The 21636-nt window shown below is 69.6% G+C and carries 18 protein-coding genes; 7 read left to right on the top strand and 11 right to left on the bottom strand.

Going from position 1 to position 21636, the window contains the following annotated elements; translation table 11 throughout:
- Positions 1–70: 70 nt before the first annotated feature.
- Both UA75_RS08760 and UA75_RS08755 read right to left on the bottom strand, forming a co-directional pair.
- Entirely contained in the window at positions 71–1129 is a 1059-nt protein-coding gene (locus UA75_RS08760; protein ID WP_075743566.1) for a DUF4192 domain-containing protein, read from the bottom strand.
- A gap of 102 nt (positions 1130–1231) precedes the next feature.
- Positions 1232–3097, bottom strand: a complete 1866-nt coding sequence (locus tag UA75_RS08755; protein WP_075739829.1) for a Xaa-Pro dipeptidyl-peptidase — start codon at positions 3095–3097, stop codon at positions 1232–1234.
- A gap of 200 nt (positions 3098–3297) precedes the next feature.
- On the opposite strand from UA75_RS08755, the gene UA75_RS08750 reads away from it, so the two are divergent.
- From UA75_RS08750 to UA75_RS08735, 4 genes are all read left to right on the top strand, one after another.
- Positions 3298–4296, top strand: a complete 999-nt coding sequence (locus UA75_RS08750) for a 2-keto-3-deoxygluconate permease (protein WP_075739828.1) — start codon at positions 3298–3300, stop codon at positions 4294–4296.
- The gene (locus UA75_RS08745; RefSeq protein WP_075739827.1) at positions 4293–5480 is read left to right on the top strand and encodes a four-carbon acid sugar kinase family protein; all 1188 of its coding nucleotides are present in this window, start codon (positions 4293–4295) and stop codon (positions 5478–5480) included. The genes UA75_RS08750 and UA75_RS08745 overlap by 4 nt, the downstream gene beginning before the upstream one ends.
- The gene (gene pdxA, locus UA75_RS08740; protein ID WP_075739826.1) at positions 5477–6511 is read left to right on the top strand and encodes a 4-hydroxythreonine-4-phosphate dehydrogenase PdxA; all 1035 of its coding nucleotides are present in this window, start codon (positions 5477–5479) and stop codon (positions 6509–6511) included. Before UA75_RS08745 ends, pdxA begins: the two co-directional genes overlap by 4 nt.
- Positions 6512–6648: 137 nt before the next feature.
- Positions 6649–7530, top strand: coding sequence for a GntR family transcriptional regulator (locus UA75_RS08735; RefSeq protein WP_075743565.1), 882 nt, complete (start codon positions 6649–6651; stop codon positions 7528–7530).
- A gap of 289 nt (positions 7531–7819) precedes the next feature.
- On the opposite strand, the gene UA75_RS08730 is transcribed toward UA75_RS08735, so the two are convergent.
- Positions 7820–8221 carry an ACT domain-containing protein gene (locus UA75_RS08730; protein ID WP_075739825.1) on the bottom strand — a complete coding sequence of 134 codons (402 nt, stop codon included), beginning with the start codon at positions 8219–8221 and terminating at the stop codon, positions 7820–7822.
- Positions 8222–8227: 6 nt separating this feature from the next.
- Here UA75_RS08730 and UA75_RS32660 point away from each other — a divergent pair, with 6 nt between their 5' ends.
- A complete protein-coding gene (locus UA75_RS32660; protein ID WP_157434065.1) occupies positions 8228–8407 on the top strand; it encodes a hypothetical protein in 180 nt (59 codons plus the stop codon).
- Between the two features lie 384 nt (positions 8408–8791).
- Positions 8792–9511: a TetR/AcrR family transcriptional regulator gene (locus tag UA75_RS08725; protein ID WP_075739824.1), complete on the top strand. Its 720-nt coding sequence runs from the start codon at positions 8792–8794 to the stop codon at positions 9509–9511.
- Here the strand turns inward: UA75_RS08725 and UA75_RS08720 are convergent.
- From UA75_RS08720 to UA75_RS08690, 6 genes are all read right to left on the bottom strand, one after another.
- A complete protein-coding gene (locus UA75_RS08720) occupies positions 9508–11064 on the bottom strand; it encodes a PQQ-dependent sugar dehydrogenase (RefSeq protein WP_198044240.1) in 1557 nt (518 codons plus the stop codon). The two genes, UA75_RS08725 and UA75_RS08720, sit on opposite strands and share 4 nt — an antisense overlap.
- 416 nt (positions 11065–11480) lie before the next feature.
- The gene (locus UA75_RS08715; protein WP_075739822.1) at positions 11481–11738 is read right to left on the bottom strand and encodes a hypothetical protein; all 258 of its coding nucleotides are present in this window, start codon (positions 11736–11738) and stop codon (positions 11481–11483) included.
- A 1026-nt stretch (positions 11739–12764) separates the two neighbouring features.
- Positions 12765–13181, bottom strand: a complete 417-nt coding sequence (locus UA75_RS08705) for a prevent-host-death protein (RefSeq protein ID WP_075739821.1) — start codon at positions 13179–13181, stop codon at positions 12765–12767.
- 170 nt (positions 13182–13351) lie between these two features.
- Positions 13352–16225, bottom strand: coding sequence for a vitamin B12-dependent ribonucleotide reductase (locus UA75_RS08700; protein ID WP_075739820.1), 2874 nt, complete (start codon positions 16223–16225; stop codon positions 13352–13354).
- A 185-nt stretch (positions 16226–16410) separates the two neighbouring features.
- Positions 16411–16893 (bottom strand): transcriptional regulator NrdR, encoded by a 483-nt coding sequence (gene nrdR / locus UA75_RS08695; protein ID WP_075739819.1) that lies wholly within the window; start codon positions 16891–16893, stop codon positions 16411–16413.
- Positions 16894–17104: 211 nt separating this feature from the next.
- Complete coding sequence (locus UA75_RS08690; RefSeq protein WP_083690654.1) at positions 17105–17458, bottom strand: LysM peptidoglycan-binding domain-containing protein; 354 nt, start codon at positions 17456–17458, stop codon at positions 17105–17107.
- A gap of 418 nt (positions 17459–17876) precedes the next feature.
- Here UA75_RS08690 and lexA point away from each other — a divergent pair, with 418 nt between their 5' ends.
- Complete coding sequence (gene lexA / locus UA75_RS08685; protein ID WP_075739818.1) at positions 17877–18602, top strand: transcriptional repressor LexA; 726 nt, start codon at positions 17877–17879, stop codon at positions 18600–18602.
- Between the two features lie 482 nt (positions 18603–19084).
- Here lexA and UA75_RS08680 read toward each other — a convergent pair whose 3' ends face one another.
- Both UA75_RS08680 and hflX read right to left on the bottom strand, forming a co-directional pair.
- On the bottom strand, positions 19085–20065 hold the full coding sequence (locus tag UA75_RS08680) for a hypothetical protein (RefSeq protein ID WP_232251179.1): 981 nt from the start codon (positions 20063–20065) through the stop codon (positions 19085–19087).
- Positions 20066–20183: 118 nt separating this feature from the next.
- On the bottom strand, positions 20184–21605 hold the full coding sequence (gene hflX / locus UA75_RS08675) for a GTPase HflX (RefSeq protein WP_075739816.1): 1422 nt from the start codon (positions 21603–21605) through the stop codon (positions 20184–20186).
- Positions 21606–21636 lie beyond the last annotated feature (31 nt).

Genomic DNA, 21636 nt, shown 5'->3' with positions numbered 1-21636 from the left:
GCCGTTTCCATGACGATCTCCCTTCGCGGCGGCCGAGGATGCGGGCGACCCGGTTCGTTCCGGAGTCGGGTCACCATGCGTCCTGGTCCTCGGACTCGATGGCGAGCAGCGCGTCCTCCGCGTTGGCCGAGATCACGACGGCGAGCTTGCTCGGTGGCACGCCAGACTGGAGCAGTTCATCGAGCAGTTGGGCGAAGAGGTGGTCCGGACAGGCGGCGCGGGCCTCGGCCAGTGCCAGACTCGCCAGCGCCCCGTCGCCTCGCAGGTACGCCGACAGGGCGAGGAGGCCTGCGGGCTCGGCACGCTCGGGAGCAGGCGTGGCCTTCGTCAACGCCAGCCAGAGACGTTCCGCCGCCTCCGAACGAGGTCCGGCGCACCAGCGCATGCAGGCGTCGCGAACCCGACGGTCGGTCAGGGAGAAGGCCAGCCGCACCACGAGATCGTCGTCGACCATCAGTCTGCCGCGCTCCACCGACTCCAACGCCCGATGCAATGCGGCGAGGTCGCGCCGGGCCGCCGCCGCGCCTGCCAGCGTCCGGTCCAGGTCTCCCGCCTCGGTGGCTGCGGCGATCAGCTCCGCCCGACGGAGCAGGGTCGCCTCGTCGTCCTGTGTCAGCAGGTCGGCCAGCTCGGCGCGATCCGCGAAGGTGACCAGACCTGCGGCCGCGCTCGCGGCGGCCAGTGTGGTGGCCGCCGGATCGGGCAGCCTGCCGGTGCAGTCGTCCTCGTTGAAGCAGATCCACCGGCTGTCGGTCGAGGTGTCCGGAGTCCAGACCGAGTGCAGGCACGGCACTCCCGCGTCGGCCAGGGCTCGCTCCACGACGTCGACCAGCCCTCGGTGCGGCGGCCCGTCGACTCGGTGGTGGCTGCCGCCGCCCACCACGACGAGCATCACCCCGGTGGTCCGCTGAGTCCGTATCGGAGCCAGCAGGGTCTCCTGCACGGCCTCGTACTCGTCGACGCCGGGGAGATCGAGTCGGATGCTCACGCCGACGCGTGAGCGGTCGCTGCCGCAGAGCGTGATCAGGACCAGGGAGTCGGCGGGGTGAAAGCCCAGCAGGTGCGGTACGGCGGCGATCAACTCGCCTGGATCGTGCAGGCGAATACAGGAGGTCAGCGGCGTGCTCATGGCACGACCATGCGTGATCAGCGCCGTCTGGCGCCCGCCGATCAGCACGCCCCTGTGGACAACCCGGCTATGTGGACAACTGGACTCCCGAACGGGTGATCATCAGCCGAAGGCACTGGTCAGTGTGCTACGACCGCCGACCGTGGGCAGGACCAGACGAGTCCGCCCCAGCTCGACCGCCAGTCCCGCTCCGGGCGCGGGACGCAGGGTGTAGTAGCGATCGCTGGAGATCAGCACGAACCCGAGTTCGTGGCCTGCGGGCAGCACGTAGTCCTGGGCCTGCATCGTCAGTTCGACGCGGTAGGTCTCGCCCGGCACGATCGGACTGGTCTGGTCATCGGCGTCCCGGTTCTGCGGGTCCGTCCAGCCCCGCGTGATGATCTCCGCACTGCCGTCGGGCGCGCGAGCGACCAGCAGTGCCGAGAGGTTCGCCGCCGGGCGAGTGAAGGAGACGGCGAAGTCGACCCTGGGCGTGCCGCTCAGTCGGACCTCCTGCGCGGCGGGCGGCGTGTAGTACGCCAGCCGATTTCCCGAGCGTGGGGAGTCGACGAGGTCCTGGGCCGTCTTGGAGGCGTCGTCGAAGAACCGTTCCACGGTCGCGCTGCCTGGCACCGGGTTCGACGGGTCGAGACCACCCTCGGCGGCACCGCCCGGCCACGGCCACAACGAGGCCTCCGTCGCGGTGGGGGCGGGCCAGTCGGCTTCGACCGTCCAGGTCCCGTCCTCACGCTGCAGGGTCGCCCTCGGCTCGTCCGCCACGCCGTTGTCCACGTCGTGCAGGTAGTTGGTGAACCAGCGGTTGAGGGCGTCCAGCCATTCCTCCCGCCGGACCGAGAGCGGGTCGACGTGGCCTGCCTGGTGCAGCCAGATGGCTCGGGGAACATCGTGCTGGGCCAGGGCGTCGTACCACTGGGCGACCTGCCCGGTCTTGACGTTCCAGTCAGCGAGGCCGTGCACCGCCAGGACTGCCGCCTGTACCTGATCGGCGTCGTTCAGGTAGTTGCGTTCGTCCCAGAACTCGTTGTAGTCGCCGGTGACGCGGTCCTGCTGCTCGGTCAGTGCGTCGATCACGGGAGCACAGACCTCGCGATCGGCCCTGGTGTAGACGTACTCGGCGAGGACGTCGGCGTCCTCCCCCTGGTATCCGCCGGGCGCGACGACGGCGCCGTCGGCACGGTAGTAGTCGTACCAGCTCGAGATGGCGCCGATGGGAACGATCGCCTCCAGGCCCTCGACGCCCGTCGCCGCCACCGCGTTGGGCAGGGTGCCGTTGTAGGAGACGCCCATCATTCCGACCCGGCCCGTCGTCCACGGGGCGTCGATCGGGTCGCCCGCCGTGTCCCTGGCCGGGGCCCGGCCGTTGAGCCAGTCGACCACCGACCGGGCGCCGATCGTCTCGTTCTCGCCGCCGGTGGTGGGACACCCGGTCGACAAGCCGGTGCCCAGCGATTCGGCGTAGACGACCGCATATCCCCTGGCCAGCAGAAACGACTCATAAGCCGAGGTGATGGCCGGTCGAGCAGCCGCCTGATCGGCGTCCGCCCCGGCGCCGGCATCACCTGCCGACGCGGTAGACCCGACGATGCCCTCGGGCCCGCCCGGGACGTGCAGTTCGACGTCGACGTCGTGGAACTGCAGCGGATTGCCGCCCGAGAAGTAGGGACTCGCGAAATAGACGACCGGGAGGCGGAGACCATCCTCGGTGACGTCCGGGCGCACGACCTCGACATAGACCTCGTCGTCGCGGCCGTCGCCGTCGCTGTCCACCGGAGCCTGGACATACAGGCTCTCGCGCACCACGGCGGTCGGGTCGAGCACCGGTTGTGAGGCGCCGCCCTCGAAGTCCAGCGGCGGCGTGACGGCCGGGGCGCGGTCCTGTTCGCCGAGAACGGGCGACGCCAGCGCGGGCGCCGCGAGGACGGGCAGCGAGAGGGCGGCGGCGAGCAGGACACCTCGGGCACGTCGCAAGGCAACTCCCCGTGCAGATTCGGACACCGAACGAACTGTGATCACCCTTGCCGGAGGTGGGATCGGTGTCAAGCGGCGACATGGAGTCGACTCTTCCCTCCGCCGCAAAGCTGTGGCACATTGTCCGTACCACTTGTACGTACCGACGGTGCTGCGCTACGGGAGGATCAGCACGTCACCGACGTGTCGGAAGGACGACGATGAGCGAACGACTTCGCTCCGTGGTTCCCCTGTTCGGGACCATGAGCCGCATTCCCGGCGGATTGATGCTGGTGCCGCTGGTCCTGGGCTCGCTGCTGGGCACCTTCGCACCCGGAGCCCTGGAGATCGGCGGATTCACCACGGCGCTGTTCAAGGACAGCGCGATGCCCCTGATCGCATTGTTGATCTTCGTCACCGGCACCCAGGTCACCGGTCGCACCGGCGGTCCCGTGCTGGCCACGGCAGGCACGATCCTGCTCACCAAGAGCCTGATCCCGGCCCTGCTGGTGGTGACGCTGGGCAGCTTCGTCGGCATCGACGGCATCCTCGGCGTCTCGATCCTCGCCCTGCTCGCGGCACTGGACAACAGCAACGGCGGTCTGTGGCTGGCCTTCTCCGGACAGTACGGCGACGAGCGCGACCGAGGCGCCTACATGGCCAGTGCGATCAACGACGGGCCCTTCCTCACCCTGCTGTTCCTCGGCGCGTCGGGGCTCGGCGACATCCCCGTGATCGCCCTGGTCGCGGCGCTGGTGCCGTTCGTCCTCGGCATGATCATCGGCAATCTGGACGCACAGTGGCGCGAGGTGCTGCGGCCCGTGCCCAACATCGTCATCCCCTTCTTCGCCTTCGCGCTCGGCACCGCCATCGACCTCGGCTCGATCCTCAGCGGCGGCATCAGCGGTCTGGTGCTCGGCCTGCTCATCACGCCGATCACCGGCGGGCTGGTCTACCTCGGCTATCGGTTCCTCCTGCGCAGAGGCAGACAGAGCGGCATCGGCTTCGCGGCAGGCACGACCGCGGGCAACGCCATCGCCACCCCCGCAGTGGTCGCCGCCGCCGACCCGCGCTTCGCGGAGTTCGTCGGGACCGCGACCGCCCAGATCGCGACCTGCGTACTGATCACCGCGATCACCGCCCCACTGTTCGCCTCCTGGGTCCTCCGCCGCAACGGAGCGCTTCGGCAGTCCCAGCCCGAGACGGAGACCTCCGCATGAAACCCCGAATCGCGATCATCGCCGACGATCTCACCGGCGCGAACGACACCGCAGTGCAGTTCGCACGAGCGGGCTGGAACACCGAACTGCAGTTCCGACCGGCCCGCACGGACTCCGAGGTGCTCGCGGTGACCACCGACTCCCGCCACGCCGAGCCGGCCGAGGCGGCCAGGCTGGTGACCGAGGCGGTCGGCAGGCTTCGAGCGGAGGGAGTCGAGCACCTGTACAAGAAGGTCGATTCGACGGTGCGCGGTCCCGTGGCCGAGGAGACCTCGGCGGCGATCGCAGCATGGGGGCCCGACGCGCTGGCCGTGGTGTGTCCCGCCTTCCCGTCGGCAGGCCGGATCGTCCGAGCAGGGACCCTGCTCGTCGACGGCGTGCCGGTGGCCGAGACCTCGGCAGGCTCGGACCCGGTGACCTCGGTGCGTGACAGTCTGCTGCCCAGGCTGTTCGACGGAGTCGGCGTCAGTCTGACCGGACTGACCGATCCCCGGGCGGCGGCCGACCGGCTGCGCGAGGCAGGCCCGCTGGTGGTGGTCGACGCCGAGAACGAGGACGACCTCGCGCTGCTGGCCGCGGCCGTCGGCGAATTGGGGCCGACGGCGGTGCCGGTGGGATCGGCAGGCCTGGGGAGGCATCTGGCCCGGGTATGGGGCGAGGCGCCGCGCGGCGGGGCCGTACTGGTCGTCGTCACCTCGCTGCATCCGGTCACCCGTGCACAGGCGGCCAGGCTCGCAGCCGAGCACCCCGGTCGAGCGTTCCAGCCGTCTGCCGAGGTGATCGCCGACGCCGACCATTGGCGACGCTGGCGAGACGGATTCCTCGCGACCGCACCGACCACGGACGCCCCGACCCTGCTCATCAGCCCGGCAGAGGTCGGCGAGAAGACGGACGCGACGACCGTCGCTCGCCGCCTCGCCGACCTGACGTCCGACATGATCGAGCGTCACCCTGTCGACGGACTCGTGCTCACGGGTGGCGACGGCGCACGGGCCGTCCTCGACGCGCTCGATGCGACCGGCCTCCGGCTGCTGGACGAGGTGGTCCCCGGTGTACCCCGCAGCCGCATCCTCGGCGGTCGCGCCGAGGGCCTGCCCGTGGTGACGAAGGCGGGCGGATTCGGCGCCGAGGACGTGCTGTCCCTGGCCGTCGACGCGGTCATCCGAGAAAGGAGCCCGCAGTGACGATTCCCGTCCTTGCGCTCACGATCGGCGATGTGGCGGGCATCGGCCCGGAGACCACCGCCAAGGCGTTGCTCGGCCACGCCGACCTCCGTGGTCTCTGCGCCCCGGTGGTCGTCGGGGACGCCGACGCCGTGCGGGCAGGCGTCCGGACCGCGGGCGGCGACCCGGCGAGGGTCCGCGTGATCGCCACCCCTCGACAGGCACGTAACGAACCGGGGACCATCGAGGTGATCCAGGTCGGCGACTCCCTCGCGGACGTGCCTGCCGGTGCCGTCCACCCGAGGGCGGGCGACGCTGCGGTCCGCTTCGTCAAGGCGGCCTGTGCACTGGCGCGTGACGGCCAGGTCGACGGCATCGTCACCGCACCGTTGAACAAGGCGGCGATGCACGCGGCGGGCCACCGCTGGCCCGGCCACACCGAGCTGCTGGCCCACGAGTTCGGCGTGCGTGACTTCAGCCTCGTCCTCTCCGCAGGCGACCTGTTCGTCTTCCACTTCACCACCCACGTCTCCCTGCGGCATGCGATCGAGGGAGTGACCCGGCAGCGGGTGACCTCCGTGCTGCGGCTGGCGGACTCCTTCGGCACGGCGTTGAGCAGGCCTGCGGAGCCGATCGGCGTGGCAGGTCTCAATCCGCATGCAGGCGAGGATCGGCTGTTCGGCGACGAGGATGCCGACGTGCTCGTCCCGGCCATCGCCGAGGTCGTCGCAGCAGGCATCAACGCGGTGGGCCCGCTCCCGGCCGATGCGTTGATCCCGGCTGCCGTCCGAGGAAAGTGGCGGCTCGTCGCTGTCTGCTATCACGATCAGGGACACGCGCCGTTCAAGGCGGTCTACGGCGACGACGGAGTGAACATCACCGTCGGGCTGCCGGTCGTCCGAGTCTCAGTGGATCACGGCACGGCCTTCGACATCGTGGGCACCGGCCAGGCCAGAGAGGCCAGTCTGGTGCTGGCCCTGCGCCGGGCCGCAGAGCTTGCGCCGGGCTGGGGTCATGTCTGGCGAAGCGCTTCCGGTGCCGACCCGGCGTGATAGCCGCAGGCAGCGGACCACGTCGATCAGGAGAGGGGCACGGCGTGCGTGCGAACGGCGGGGGCGACGAACTCGCAGGCGCCGCTCCCACCCGACGGGGAGAAGGGAACGGCCCGCAGGCTCTTAAACTCACCCGCATGCCTGTGGACCGCAACTCACCGCAGCCGTTGCACGCACAGGTTGCCGCGGTGCTGCGCTCAGAGATCCGCGACCACGAGATGCCGCCCGGCGCGACGCTGCCGAGTGAGGCGACCCTGCGAGACCGTTTCGGGGTGGCGCGCAGCGTGGTCCGACAGGCGCTGGCCGCGCTGGTCACCGAGGGACTCGTCCGTCGGGAGCAGGGACGGGCTCCGGTGGTGGCATCGCCCCAGGAGCACCGCAGGCTGGTTCAACGGGCGACGGGCCTCTTCGAACAGTTCTCGCGAAGCGGCCTGGCCCTGCGCACCAGGGTCGTGCACCTGGTCCCGGCCAGTCCGCCGCCGCAGGTCGCCGAGTATCTGGGAACCACGGACACGATGCGGCTGGAACGACTGCGCTCGGTGGGCTCGGAACCGGTGGCCTACGTGCGCACCTGGCTGCCGTCGGCACGAGTGCGAGGTCTGACCGAGGAACTGTTGACCGACGCCTCGCTCCACCATGTCCTGGAGACGACGTTGGGCATCCGTCCGGTGAGCGGACGTCGACAGGTCCGAGCCGTCCCTGCCGACGCGCGTCTGGCGGAGGCGCTCGCGCTGCCGGAAGGGGCACCGCTGCTGTTGCTGGAGGGCGGCGGAGCCGATCAGCTGGGCAGGCCGCTGGAGTGGTTCGCCACCTGGCACCGCGCCGACCGGGTCGCCTTCGAGGTCGAGCTCAGTGAGCAGAACGAACAGCTCCGGCTGACCCCCGCGCCGGACCTGCTCCCCATCGAGCCGTCCGCCGTCCCGCCGTCCTCACCCGCGCTGGGCCGGGCGAGGGATCTGGTGGATCGGCTGCGTGACGAGCTCGACTCGCTGGCGGGCGGCGGCACCGACGCGAGGTGAGAGCCCGATCGACCACGCCGATCGCGAGCCCGGCCCGCTACCCGTGGCTCCGAGGACTCCGTTCGCTCGCCGAGCCGCCGCCACGGCGACGGGACGGGCGGCACGGTCTCACGACGGCGCAAATCCGACGGCCAGGATCATCGGGATCAGCACCGGGAAGCGGCCGGTGGACGAAAGCCCTGGACTGCGGCGCACGACATCGTGCACTGCCGACGCTCTCAGCACGCCGCCTGCGGAACTCATCCCCGCTGTGGAGTCCCCGCCGTCGCCCGAGTCCGGCCGAGGGGAGTCACCCCTCGGCGATCGTGTGACCGGCCTCGCGCAGCGCCGCCAACGCGGTGAATCGGTCCGCCGCAGGCACCAGCAGATAGTCGGTGTCGAAGGTGGACACCGAGAACACGCTGACGCCGGCCTCCCGCAACGGCTCTGCCAGCGAGGCGAGCACCCCGATGAGAGCGAAGTCGAGCGGCCCTCGTACCCGCAGCGCCAGCCAGCCTGCGGTCACCCGCACGTCACCGGCCCCCTCGTCGACGGGCACCTGCTCGGCGGGGCACAGCACGGACAGTTCGGTGCCCGCCCAGGTGACGGAGCACAGCCGTGAGCCGTCCCGGGGTCCGATCCAGTCCGGCAGCGCCTCCCCCGCGTCGAGCCTGCACACCGCGTACTCGCCAGCCAGGACGTCCAGTTCCATACCGTGATGTTCCCAAGCCGAGTGATCACCGGGAGCGACCGGGTCCCCACTCATCGCATCGGCACCCGGCACGCGGACGTCGTGGATCTCTGTTCCCACGAGCCGAGCGACGACGACGGCAGGGGCGGCGGCGGTGTGGGCGGACGGCTGCGGGCTCCTGCGAAGGAGGCGGCCGACCGAGCTTGAATCGAGGCGGCCGGACGCAGTCGCTCGCGCCGCGCCCTCATCGACTCGGCCGCGGCCGACCGGCAGGCGAGGCAGCGTCGTGCCGGTGCAGCGGCCGCCCCGACGATGCCGACTCGCTCGCCGGGCGAACCGGGACGGAGCCTGCGGCGAACCGCAGTCGATCGCCCAGTGCCCTGCGCACGGCGTGCCGCCCGGTCGGGTGTGACATCCTCGGACTCACGCGACCTGGTGGGCATTGGACGGATGTGCACGCGGGAGAGCGTGCGACGGGCTTCGGACCTGCACCGACGTGATGTCTCGACCGGGCGGCCGGAACCGAGGCCGTCCCGGTGTACGCGGAGTTCGATTGCCCACTCGAGTGACCCGACGCGACTGGAGTTCTCTGTGGAGGAGCCTGAGCGTGTCTCCGGCACCGTCCGCCCCGGCGGACGCACCGCCAGGACGCGATCGGCCGTCCGCGACGCCACGCTGGCCGAGTTGGCGGCGCACGGCTATCAGGGCCTCACCGTGGACACCGTCGCCGAACGCTCCGGTGTGCACAAGACCACCGTGTACCGGCGCTGGGGCGGGGTGGACGGACTGGTCATCGACGTGTTGGACCTCGCAGGCGAGGACGACTGGCGACCACCCGACACGGGCTCCTTCGCGGGCGACCTGCGCGCACTGGCCACCGAGGTCCTGCACTACTTCGCGGACCCCCGCCGAGCCGGTGCGCCCAACGCGTTCGTCTACGCCTCCTTCCACTCCGACCGGGCGGCCGCCGCGCTGCGCGACTTCTTCGCCGATCGGCACGCCCGCTGCGAGCCGGTGACCACGCGGGCGATCCGACGGGGCGAGGTGCCCGCGAGCACGGACCCCGGCGCCGTGGCCCGCGCGGTCGTGGCCCCGCTTTACCATCGGCTGTTCATCACCCGCGAGCCCGTCGACGCCCATCTGGCCGAACAGTCGGCGGCGATGGTCCTGGCGGCGGCACAGGCGGGCGCTCTCGCCTGGGCAGGCTCGGACGCCCCGCCGGAGTCAGGCGGAACGTCCGAGCCGGGCGACGGGTCGTCCACGCGGGACCTCGCGCTGCCCGTGGAGCCCGGACGTTCTCAGTCGGACTAGCGGCAGGTGCTGCCGTTCATCACGAACTGACCGGGCACGGCGACGGCACCGCCGTGCGTCCCGAGGAACTCGAAGCTCACCGATCCACCCGGCGGGATCGACCTGTTCCATGAGGCGCCGACCGCCGTGATCTGGTCACCCACCTGCGAGACGACGGCGCTCCACGCGGAGGTCACCGTCTGCCCGGCGGGCGCCGTCCAGCTCAAGGACCAGTCCGAGACCGGCTCAGAGCCCTCATTGACCACCGTGACCGCGCCGATGTACCCCGTGCCCCACTGGTTGCGCACCTGGTAGTCGACCGAACAGCTCGCCGCAGGCGGTTCGAGCTCGAATGAGACGGCGTGCAGTTGGCCGGGCAGATCGTTGGCGACGTACAACTCGCCGTCGGCGTCCTCGCCGAAGGTGCTGGTCTGGATGGGGAACTCACCGATGACGGCGCTGGGGTGCGCGTCGTCCGCCGTCTCGATGCCCCAACCGGTCGCCGTGCAGTAGTCGGTCGTCACGTAGACGCCCGCCGCCGCGTCGGCGAACTCAGACCCTCGGTAGACGTGGCCACCTACCACCGCGCATCCCTCGAGGGAGGTCGCGTAGGTGAACACCGGGTCGACGTACTCCGCCTCGGAGTCGCAGCGCGTCTCGTCGAACACCGACGTGCCCTCCAGGCAGGGCCAGCCCAGGTTCGCACCGCCCTGGTCGGCAGCGAGGCGGTTGACCTCCTCCTGCGTGCCCTGGCCGACATCGGCTATCCAGAGCCCACCGTCGGCGTCGTCGAAGGAGAACCGCCACGCGTTGCGCAGCCCGTAGGCCCAGATCTCCGGGCGGGCCTGCGCATCGGAGACGAAGGGGTTGTCGGCGGGAATGCAGTAGGCGTCGGCACAGCTCGCGCTCACGTCGATGCGCAGGATCTTGCCGAGCAGCGTCGTGAGGTCCTGGGCGGCGTTCAGCGCATCGCCGCCACCACCGCCGTCGCCGATGCTCCAGTAGAGATGCCCGTCCGGCCCGAAGGCGACCTGACCGCCGTTGTGATTGGTGAACTCCGAATGCGGCTGGGTCAGCAGGACCTCCTCCCCGTCAGCGGGCACCGGGTCCTGCGCCGCGTCGGACAACGGGAAGCGGGACAGGGTCACCTCGCCGTCGGGGAGGGAGGTGTAGGCGACATAGAGGGCGTGCGTCTCCGCGAAGTCGGGCGAGGCGGCGATGCCGAGCAGTCCTCGCTCGTTCGCCGAGTTGTCGACCCGATCGGTCAGGTCGAGCAGCGGCGTCGCGGCGAGCCCGGCGTCCGGGTGGTAGACGCGCACGGTGCCGGGCTTCTCCGCGATCAGCAGCCTGCCGCTGCCGTCGTCCGGAGCCGCGATGGCCGTCGGCCGCCGCAGACCCGAGGCGACCTGGTCGGTGTGCACGGACAGGCGATCGAGTTGTTCGACGGCGGGGGCCTGCGACAGGACGGGACCGACGGGCTCCGCGCCGGAGGCCGACCCGATCATGGTCAGTGGTGCGATGACGGCCGCGACGATCACGGCGGCCGACCGGCGCGCGAACGATCTCCTCGACATCAGTTCTCCTCCCGGACATGCCGGTTGGGGACCACGCCGGTCACCGCGCGCCCAACGACCGGACTGGCCCAGGTGATTCAGACCACTCGCAACGTAGCGTGATCGACACGCACGCCGCTACCGTCGGCGGCCTGCTCGGTCGGAAATGTGCCGCAGCCGAGCACCCGCTGGTCGACCATCCGGTGGGCAGGCCGGGGCATTCGAATCCACGACGAATACCGTGCTCGGCCACGATCACGGCCGAGCACGGTGTTCGCCACCGATTCGTTCCGACTCACGGTTCCGCTGTCATGACGCGGCCTTCATACCGTCGGTCTCGTCTTATCGCCGGGCGCCTTCGCGCCGAATTTCTCTCACCACTGGCACCTCCTTATCGACCGTCCGTTCGGCGGTACCGCTGACCAAGGAAGGACTGATCAGCCACGTCTACGGTGGGCGAACTGACGCGGCGGCGCCGCGGCGATACGCGGCTGCCTGGCCAGCCCGTGACCGGAGAACCGTTCCTTGTTTTTCTTGCCCGCCCGCCTGCGTTCCGCACGGTTGGGCCCGGCCGTCTCGGCGGCCTGTACCTCGTCCACCTGGGGAAAGGGGACGGGAATCGACTCGCTGGTGGTCTGGCTCAGCTCATCCACCACGGCCGGACGGAGTTCGGAACCGGATTCATTTCGCGTCATGAAAGATCGCCTCCTCATGATTCGAGGACTGTTACGGACACCTCTGCCCCGCTGCCGATCATCGGCGGCGTCCCGAACGGACGCCAAAGCGAGGCGAGACGAATGAAGAAGACCGACCGATGCGCGAAAGACAGCGCCGGGCCGGAACAGAAAAGCATCATGCCGCCGAGAGACCGGCAGGCACGCGTGGGAGGTGACACCACGAAGAAGGGGCTTGTCAGCGCATGAACAGACCATAGCAAAGACCAGCGGGCCTACGCACGCGCTTTTCTCCTCCGAATCGCTCGGAGCGGTCCGCGGCGAGGCGCGGGACCGGCATCGGGTGGGAACCGCCTCACTCAGGACGGTGGGCGGGACCGGCCGACACGAGCGGCACGCTGACGGGCGTCCGCACCGCTGTCGCGGCAGACAGGCAGGCATCGGCCGTGGTCACGAGATGCGGGCTGCGACTTCCTTCGAGCTGGGGCACACGGCAGTGCCCTGCCAAGAGACCCGTACAGACGTCCCGCAGGCGAGGTTCAAGGAGGCAGACGAACACGGCCCGGCATGCCCGCCGAGGACTCGCTGACGCGCCGGTCCCGGTATCGGGCCGCAGACGTCGATCAGGGTCCCTGCGTCCAATAGCTCTGAAGCCTGGCCGCGGCCTCGTCCTTGGACAGCCCGACGATCTCGGACTCGTCGAGGCCGACACGTGAGTCAGCAGGTGCACGAGGTCGGCGGGCAGCGTCTCCGTCGGCGGCTCAGGCGTTCCGCGAGCGGGCCTGACGCCGTCATGCACACAGGGCCAGAACTCTGCTTCGTCGACTTCGAGCTGATCGCGAAGGACATGCCTCCAGCTGCTCTGCCCGTAGCCGCTGCGGTCCACCGGATGCGAGGAACGGGCCCGCAGAATCCTGCCATCGAGGAGATCGAGTTCGAAAGTGACGTGATGCGTACCGGTGCGCCCACGAGCGTCTCGCACTCGCCGCCATTCCTCGACCTGGCAGAAGGTCTCGTGATCCTTGCGCGTCGGCTGCGGCCACGAAGTCACCGCGCTGCACCGACCAGCCAGCAGCGCAACTGTTCGTCGTCACTGAGACTGATCAACTGCACCAGACCCCAGTTGTCGCGGTGGTTCGGCGCAGCGAGCAGGCGCTCCTGCCAGTCCTGCGCATACTCCCGAAGAGCATCGACCATCTCGGCGATCGCCTCGTCGAACGACGCGCCATCAGCGGAAACCGGCAGCCCCGGAATGAAAACCGACCAGCTGTCGGCCTCGGGAACGACCTGGGCATCCGACGGGACCGTCGACGCAAGGAACCGACGCAGGCGCTCCACATCCACCAGCGCCGTCATGACCGAGTCACGCCGAACCGTGGCGACTCGGCCTTCCTCGGCAGCGTCAAGCAGCTTCTTCAGATGCGTGCGAGCTTCGGTGTAGCTCTCGTAGTGAACGGTAGCCATACCCGCCTCCCCGGTCGGTCCCACAACAACCCCACCCACGGCCAAGTACGTCACGTACTTTCATTTGGTGGAGTCGCCTCTCGCAGACGCGGCACAGACACGGAAAGAGCCGGGGCGCGCCATCGCGCCCCGGCTCTGACCAGGTAGTTCACCCATTAACGGCGCCAGTGTCAGCTACACCCGGAGGTCGAGCCGCAGCCCTCGCACAGGTAGCAGGAGCCCGACGGACGCATCTTCGTGCCGCAGGTGAAGCACAGCGGCGCGTCGGCCGCCTTGCCCAGCCTCAGCTCCATCAGCTCCGTGGAACTGCCGGCCGCCCGGTCCGGCTGTCCCTCGACGGCGGGCTTCCGGTCGGCGTCGACGGAGGTCTGCAGCCCTTCGAAGTCGACCTTCTCGCTCACCGGCGCCGAGGTGTCCGGGTAGTCAGCCTCGACCTGTGCGGTGCGCTCGGCCGCCGTGAACACGCCCAGCCCGGCCCGCTTGTCGTAGGGCAGGTAGTCCAGGGCCATCCGACGGAACAGGTAGTCCAGCACACTGGTGGCGATGCGGATGTCCGGGTCGTCGGTCATGCCCGCAGGCTCGAAGCGCAGGTTCTGGAACTTCGAGACGTAGAACTCCAGCGGGATGCCGTACTGCAGACCGACGGAGATGGACATGGAGAAGGCGTCCATCACGCCTGCCAGCGTCGACCCCTGCTTGCCGAGCTTCACGAACATCTCGCCCAGCCCGTCATCCGGGTAGGAGCCCGCGTGCAGGTAACCCTCGGCGCCGCCGACCGTGAAGGAGTAGGTCTGGCTCGGACGCTTCTTGGGGAGCCGCTTACGGACCGGCCGGTACTCGACCACGGTCTCCGGCGACTTCTCCGCCGTGCTGCTCTTGGACACCGACAGCGGCTGGCCGACCTTGCAGTTGTCCCGGTAGATCGCCAACGCCTTGAGGCCCAGCTTCCAGCCCTGGAAGTAGATCTCCTTGACGTCCTCGACGGTCGCGTCCTCCGGCATGTTCACCGTCTTGGAGATCGCCCCCGAGATGAAGGCCTGCACCGCCGCCATCATGCGAACGTGGCCCAGCGGCGAGATGGAACGCTCGCCCATGGCGCAGTCGAAGACCTCGTAGTGCTCGACGCGCAGGCCCGGAGCATCGATCACGTGCCCGTGCTCGGCGACGTACTCGACGATCGCCTCCACCTGCTCCTGCTGATAGCCGAGCGAGGACAGAGCGCGGGGCACCGTCTGATTGACGATCTGCATCGACCCGCCGCCGACGAGCTTCTTGAACTTCACCAGCGCCAGGTCCGGCTCGATGCCGGTGGTGTCGCAGTCCATCATCAGACCGATGGTGCCGGTGGGGGCGAGCACGCTCGCCTGCGCGTTGCGCCACCCGTTGCGCGCGCCGACCTCGAGCCCCTGCTGCCATGCCCGGCTAGCCAGTGTGCGCACCGCGGCGTCGTTGGCGTGCAGCGTGCGGATCTCGTCGTTGGCCGCCGAGTGCTTGCGCATGACGCGCTGGTGCGCCTCGGCGTTACGGGCGTATCCCTCGTACGGACCGACGATTCCCGCCAGTTCGGCCGAACGCCGGTAGGCGACGCCGGTCATCAACGAGGTGATGGCGGCGGCGAGCGAGCGGCCGCCCTCGGAGTCGTAGGCATGCCCGGTCGCCATCAGCAGCGCGCCCAGGTTGGCGTAGCCGATGCCCAACTGCCGGAAGCGACGGGTGGTGTCGCCGATGGCCTCGGTCGGGAAGTCCGCGAAGCAGATGGAGATGTCCATCGCGGTGATGACCAGTTCGACGGACTTCTCGAAAAGCTCACCGTCGAAGGTGCCGTCCGCCTTGAGGAACTTCATCAGGTTGAGCGAGGCGAGGTTGCAGCTCGAATTGTCCAGGTGCATGTACTCCGAGCACGGATTCGACGCCGAGATCCGTCCCGACTCCGGGCAGGTGTGCCAGTCGTTGATCGTCCCGTCGTACTGAATGCCGGGGTCGGCGCACTCCCAGGCGGCCTGGGCGATCTTGCCGAAGAGGTCTTCCGCATCGACCTCGTCGATCACCTCGCCGGTGATCCTGGCACGAAGGCCGAAGTCGCCCTTGGACTCCACGGCGCGCATGAACTCGTCCGAGACCCGCACGGAGTTGTTGGCGTTCTGGTACTGCACCGACACGATGTCGGAGCCGCCGAGGTCCATGTCGAAGCCCGCGTCGCGCAGCACGCGGACCTTCGCCTCCTCCTTGGCCTTGGTCTCGACGAACTCCGCGATGTCGGGGTGATCGACGTCGAGGACCACCATCTTGGCGGCGCGGCGGGTGGCACCGCCAGACTTGATGGTGCCTGCCGAGGCGTCGGCGCCGCGCATGAACGAGACCGGCCCGGAGGCGGTGCCGCCAGAGGAGAGCAGTTCTCGAGAGGAACGGATTCGCGACAGGTTCAGTCCCGCGCCAGAACCGCCCTTGAAGATCAGACCCTCCTCGCGGTACCAGTTGAGGATCGACTCCATCGTGTCGTCGACGGCGAGGATGAAACAGGCCGAGACCTGCTGCGGCGAGCTCGTCCCGACGTTGAACCACACCGGGGAGTTGAAGCTGAACACCTGGTGCAACAACATCCAGGTCAGCTCGTGCTCGAAGACGACCGCGTCCTCGTCGGTGTCGAAGTAGGCGTTCTCGACGCCTGCCGCGACGTAGGTCTTGACGACGCGATCGATGAGCTGTCGAAGGCTGTGCTCCCGATGCTCGGAGCCCACCGCGCCCCGGAAGTACTTGCTCGTGACGATATTGACGGCGTTGACCGACCAGAAGTCCGGGTATTCGACGCCGCGCTGCTCGAAGTTGATCGAACCGTCACGCCAGTTCGTCATCACCACGTCGCGGTGCTGCCACGTCACCTCGTCGTAGGGATGGACTCCCTCGGTGGTGTGCACTCGGCGCACCCGAAGACGCGCCCCCGCGCCGTCGGCGGGCTCCCCCGAGGAGGACGCCGTGTTCGCCGCGTTCGCCGCCGACTTGGCCCGCTTGGACCGTGCCGGTGCACTCCCGACGGTCTCTGTCATGCCGCTCACTCTCATTCTCCAGGGCCCGACCGGACGATCCCCTCGTCCGTCCGACCACGACCCGGCTAGGTACCGCACTGTGTCGTCGCGCATCGGCCGCCCCGGATCGAGCCGTGGCGGTACCGCACTGTGATTCCCACCTGTCCGCCGAGAAGGGCCGCGACCACCGCCCGTCGGCGCGTCGATCAGACGAAGGCCTCTCCCGAAGGCCGCTCGTCCGCAGGGTCCGCCGTCCGCAGATCGGCGATCTCCTTCTCGAAGTCCTCCACCGAGGAGAAGGATCTGTACACGCTCGCGAAGCGCAGATAAGCGACCTCGTCGAGGCTGCGCAGTGGGCTGAGGATCGCCAGCCCGACCTCGTTGCTGGGGATCTCGGCGCATCCGGTCGCCCGGATGGCCTCCTCGACCCGATGTGCCAACTGCTGTAGCGCGTCCTCATCGACCGGCCTGCCCTGGCAGGCACGACGAACGCCTCGGACGACCTTGTCGCGGCTGAACGGCTCGGTGACCCCGGAACGCTTCACCACGGCGAGAACCGACTCCTCCACGGTGGTGAACCGCCGACCGCAGTCCGAGCAGGATCGCCTGCGCCGAATCGCCTGGCCGTCCTCCACCTCACGGGAGTCGACCACTCGCGAGTCGGGGTGCCTACAGAACGGGCACCGCACGATCCATCACCTCACATAACCGATCACCGAACAGCCAGTGTCGCTCTGCCACCGCATCAGCACGAGCTGTGGCAGAACCCCAATCTGTGGACACGTAAGCCCGTTGCGACCACAAGATGTTGGGGTAGAACCTAGGCTCCGATCGATCGGATTGCAAGTCGACAGGCGGTCCGACACGCCGGTTGTGACGACCTGACGCGCCGCAGCCGAATCACCCCCGCGCGTGGTCGCCCGCCGCGGGCACCCGCAGCACCCGGCCGACGCGTAACTCGGCGACCTCGGGGCCGTTGAGCAGCCGAATCCGGTCGACGACCTCGGCTGGAGCGCTGCCAGGAACCGCCCGCCTCGCTATCGACCAGACCGTCTCGCCCGCGCCCACCGTGGTGATCGTCGTCGCTTCCGGAACCGGGCCCGCGGAGGAGGGACGCGCGGCCCCCCAGGCCATGCCGAGCAGCAGCGCGACGAGCACCAGGACCAGCCCCGCCAGGCCGAGCAGACCGATCGGCCGGACCGGCCGAGTGGACGCGCCGAGGCGGGCCGCGGGAGCCGACCGAGCACGATGCATGCCGGAACCGCCCGCCGAACAGGACGACCCGAGGCGCAGCAGACGCCCATGGCGAGCAGACGCCCGCGCCGCACCCGCACGCCCGACGCGACGGACGGGCGCCCGAGGCGGCGCGGGCGCACACTGATCGCCGTGATCGCGTCGCGTGCGCTCGTCGGAGGTAATGGTCACGAGTCCTCCCGCGAAGGTCTTTCATGAATCGAACAGCTGTTCGATCGAACCCCTGTGCGATTTTCTACCACTGCATTCGCGGGAAGGCCAGCCCAAGGGGCGAATTCCTTCGAACAGGTGTTTGATCTTGCGTAGGTCACGAGTTACCGTTGTGGTCTCTTCACGAGCACAAAGCGTGAGAATGACTGATGGGGCACCCGAGAGGGTGGCGGGAGCAAGGCCTGCACGACAGGCCGGGAGGCACGAGATGGCACGCAAGACGACGGCGCAGGACACCGGCGGCGCGCGCGATGGCGCGGCGGTGCGTGCACTACCCGAGCAGTCCGAGGCCGCCTCGGTCGAGGCACTGACGCCCCGGCAGCATCGGGTGCTGGAGGTGATCCGGGAGTGGCTCGACCGCAACGGCTATCCGCCGAGCGTGCGTGAGATCGGCGAGGCGGTCGGCCTGACGTCGACGTCGTCGGTCGCTCACCAGCTCAGGACACTGGAGCGCAAGGGCTACCTGCGCCGCGACCCGAACCGTCCTCGGGCCGTCGGCGTGCTCCCCATCGACCGCGTCCCGCAGGCACCAGCCACTGCGGACCCCGACCAGGACGGCGCGCCCGTGTACGTGCCCATGCTGGGTCGGATCGCCGCAGGCGGGCCGATCCTCGCCGAACAGGCCGTGGAGGACGTCTTCCCGCTGCCGCGCGAGATCGTCGGCGAAGGCTCGCTCTTCCTGCTGAAGGTCGCGGGTGACTCGATGATCGACGCGGCGATCACCGACGGCGACTGGGTCGTCGTCCGCCAACAGCCCACGGCCGAGAACGGCGACGTGGTCGCCGCGATGATCGACGGCGAGGCCACGGTGAAGACGCTCAAACGACGCGACGACCACGTGTGGCTCATGCCGCACAACCCGGCCTACGAGCCGATTCTGGGCGACGAGTCGACGATCCTCGGCAAGGTCGTCGCCGTGCTCCGCAGGCTCTGATCGGCACGGGGGCAGCCGCTTCGGCCGGGGGTACCCGACGGACGCTCTCCGGGCACGTCGCGAGTTCGACACGTCGCGAGTTCGACACGGTGGCGGGGAGCAGGAGCACCCCGCCTGAGGGTCTTCGGCGGCCACGCCAGGACACCGAGCCGGTGTTCGCGGCGCGCCGACGCCGACGCGTGCTCGGGTGCCCGTTGCTGCGCTGCGGGAGTCAGCAGAGTGCTCCCACCGGTTCACCGCCACGAGGCGAAGCGGCCCGTGCTGCCGGGCGCACCGCACGCCCGGCGGACAACCGTCGGCGTCACATGCTCAGCGAGGCGGGCTCTTCCGCGGCCAGCCAGCAGGTCGGTTTGCGCGACATCCGGCCCGAGCCTGCTCGGACAAGCACCCGCACACGCACCCGGGCAGACCCCGCGACGCCGGCCGACCGCCCCGCTCAAGCGACCCGCCTCTCCGATTCGCCGAATCGACGGCCGCCCTGATCAGCACCTTGCGCCGCCTCCTCCACGGCGCCACCACAGCAGCACTCCCGCCGCCAGCGTCACTGCGGCCACGCTGATGCCGACCTGCCGCAGGCCGGGCGGGCCCTCTGACGACTGTGTGTCCGCCGGGGCGGCGGACGGCGGCGCGTCCCGTCCGGGTTCGGCGGGTTCGGCGGCCGATTCGGACGAGAGACCGGCCTCCCGATCCCGACGTTCCAGCTCCGCCGCGAGCAGCCCCGTGGCATCGGGGACCGCACGGATCGGCTGGTCGGCGCCCTCAGAGCCACTGAGCAGGGTCCCGTCGGGTTCCCACGCCACTGCCTCGCCCTGTGGCTCGTCCGGCAGCGGGATACGCAGCGGCTCGCCCGCCAAGGCACTCAGGACGTCTCCGTCGGGTGCGGGAAAGAGATAGGCATCGGTATAGGTGCGCAGGGCCACCACGGTCCCGTCTGGATGAACCGAACCGCCGGTGACCAGGAAGGAACCGACGAAACCCGGCACCGGGCCACCCGGTGTGTCGGAGCCGCTCAGCCGAACCGACCCGACCCGTTCCAACGGCACCGGGCCGGGAACGGCCAGCGGCTCGGCAGGACGATAGATCTCGGCGGGCCCGATCAATTCCTTCGTGACGATGTAGGGGACGCCGTCTCGACCGATCAGCAGCGCCTCGGCGTCGCGCGGCCCGTCGGGGTAGGTAAGCCGGTGCAGCGCCGCGACCCCGTCGGGCCGGATCGACACGAGGGCGACCGTCTCCCGCCGATGCCGGTTGTCACCGGTCTCCGCGACCCACAGGGTCCCGTCGGGGGCCATCGCGAGATCACCCACGTCGTAATGATCGACCCCGGTCGGTATCACGCGCTCGACGACGCAGTCCCGATTGACCACGAAGACCTGCACGAGCGGATCGTGATCGTTCACCATGTACCAGCGGTCGCCGTCGGACACCAGGCCCGACAGCATGGTGATCGCCGGGTCGGTCATCACGCACACCGGCTCCGGCGCGGGAACCGAGACGGCTGCCCAGGCCGAGGGCGCCGAGGTCACCATGCCTACGGCGAGCAGCGGCGCAACCCACTGCGCCGCCCTCGCCCCGACTCGGTCAGTACGCGGCAGGCTCCACGATCGAGTCGGACAACTCGGCGGCCAGGCTCGCGCCCACCCTCGCCCGGATCGTGGTGCCCTCATCAGAATGCCGTTCTTCCAAGACCTCGCCCTCCGCGTGCAGTCGCGCGGCGAGCCGACCATCCGTGTAAGGCACGAAGACCTCGACGAGCGCGTCCGGCCGGGGAATCAGCTCGGCGATCCGTTCCTGGAGCGCCTCGACGCCGACACCGGTACGGGCGGAGACGAAGACCGCGTCGGGGAACAGATGCCGCAGCCGGGCGATGGCGACCTCGTCGGCCGCATCCGTCTTGTTCACCACGAGCAGCTCCTGCGGCATCTGCTCGTCGCGATCCTTGGTGATCTCGGTCAGGACGTCGCGCACGGAGGAGACCTGACGCTCCGGCATCGGGTCCGCACCGTCCACGACGTGCACCAGCAGCTGTGCCTCGCCGACCTCCTCCAGCGTGGAGTGGAACGCGTCGACGAGCTGGTGCGGCAGGTGCCGGACGAAGCCCACGGTGTCGGTGTAGGTCAGCGACCGCCCGTCCGGCGTGGTGCCCCGGCGGGTCGTCGGATCGAGCGTCGCGAAGAGAGCGTCGTCGACCAGGACACCCGCCCCGGTGATGGCGTTGAGCAGGCTCGACTTGCCTGCGTTGGTGTACCCGGCGATGGCGATGCTGGGCACCTCGTTGGCGACCCGTCGCCCGCGCTTGGTCTCCCGCACCTTGCTCATGGCGAGGATCTCACGACGCAGCTTCGAGATCCGCTTGTGAATCCGCCTGCGGTCGGTCTCCAACTTGGTCTCACCGGGACCACGGGTGCCGATGCCGCCGTTGCCCATCTGACCACCGGCCTGCCGGGACATCGCGTCACCCCAGCCGCGCAGCCTCGGCAGCAGATAGCGGAGCTGCGCCAGTTCGACCTGCGCCTTGCCCTCCCGGGACCGAGCGTGACTGGCGAAGATGTCGAGGATCAGGGCCGTCCGGTCGATGACCTTGACCTTCAGCTTGTCCTCAAGCTGGCGGAGCTGGCCGGGCGACAGCTCGCCGTCGCAGATGACCGTGTCCGCCCCGTTGGCCGCGACCAGATCGCGCAGCTCGAGGACCTTGCCGGAGCCGATGTAGGTCGCGGGGTCGGGACGCTGTCTGCGCTGAACCACGCCATCCAGCACCTCCGAGCCCGCCGTCTCGGCAAGCCTGGCCAACTCGGCGAGGGAGGCCTCCGCATAGGCGCTGTCGCCGTCGGTCCAGACACCGACCAGCACCACGCGCTCCAGCCGAAGCCGCCGGTACTCGACCTCGCTGACATCCGCCAGCTCAGTCGACAGCCCGACTACCCGGCGTAGCGCCGCGCGTTCGGAACGCTCCAGATCGCCGCCGGAGAGGAATTCTTCACGGGCCTCGTCGGGCCTCTGCATCGATGTCGTCATACGCCTCCATCATCTCACG

Origin of the sequence: Actinoalloteichus sp. GBA129-24 (genome assembly GCF_001941645.1) — a bacterium.
Classification (GTDB): Bacteria; Actinomycetota; Actinomycetes; order Mycobacteriales; family Pseudonocardiaceae; genus Actinoalloteichus_A; species Actinoalloteichus_A fjordicus.
Note: the sequence above shows the minus strand (reverse complement) of the source record. Positions and strands in the feature narration are given on the sequence as shown.

Bases quoted from the DNA above. Each gene is read 5' to 3' on its own strand.
- UA75_RS08760 (WP_075743566.1), bottom strand. From the start codon at position 1,129: ATGAGCACGCCGCTGACCTCCTGTATTCGCCTGCACGATCCAGGCGAG.
- UA75_RS08750 (WP_075739828.1), top strand. From the start codon at position 3,298: ATGAGCGAACGACTTCGCTCCGTGGTTCCCCTGTTCGGGACCATGAGC.
- UA75_RS08745 (WP_075739827.1), top strand. From the start codon at position 4,293: ATGAAACCCCGAATCGCGATCATCGCCGACGATCTCACCGGCGCGAAC.
- UA75_RS08735 (WP_075743565.1), top strand. From the start codon at position 6,649: ATGCCTGTGGACCGCAACTCACCGCAGCCGTTGCACGCACAGGTTGCC.
- UA75_RS08730 (WP_075739825.1), bottom strand. From the start codon at position 8,221: ATGGAACTGGACGTCCTGGCTGGCGAGTACGCGGTGTGCAGGCTCGAC.
- UA75_RS32660 (WP_157434065.1), top strand. From the start codon at position 8,228: ATGTTCCCAAGCCGAGTGATCACCGGGAGCGACCGGGTCCCCACTCAT.
- UA75_RS08720 (WP_198044240.1), bottom strand. From the start codon at position 11,064: ATGTCGAGGAGATCGTTCGCGCGCCGGTCGGCCGCCGTGATCGTCGCG.
- UA75_RS08715 (WP_075739822.1), bottom strand. From the start codon at position 11,738: ATGACGCGAAATGAATCCGGTTCCGAACTCCGTCCGGCCGTGGTGGAT.
- UA75_RS08705 (WP_075739821.1), bottom strand. From the start codon at position 13,181: ATGGCTACCGTTCACTACGAGAGCTACACCGAAGCTCGCACGCATCTG.
- UA75_RS08700 (WP_075739820.1), bottom strand. From the start codon at position 16,225: ATGACAGAGACCGTCGGGAGTGCACCGGCACGGTCCAAGCGGGCCAAG.
- UA75_RS08690 (WP_083690654.1), bottom strand. From the start codon at position 17,458: ATGCATCGTGCTCGGTCGGCTCCCGCGGCCCGCCTCGGCGCGTCCACT.
- lexA (WP_075739818.1), top strand. From the start codon at position 17,877: ATGGCACGCAAGACGACGGCGCAGGACACCGGCGGCGCGCGCGATGGC.
- UA75_RS08680 (WP_232251179.1), bottom strand. From the start codon at position 20,065: ATGACCGACCCGGCGATCACCATGCTGTCGGGCCTGGTGTCCGACGGC.
- hflX (WP_075739816.1), bottom strand. From the start codon at position 21,605: ATGCAGAGGCCCGACGAGGCCCGTGAAGAATTCCTCTCCGGCGGCGAT.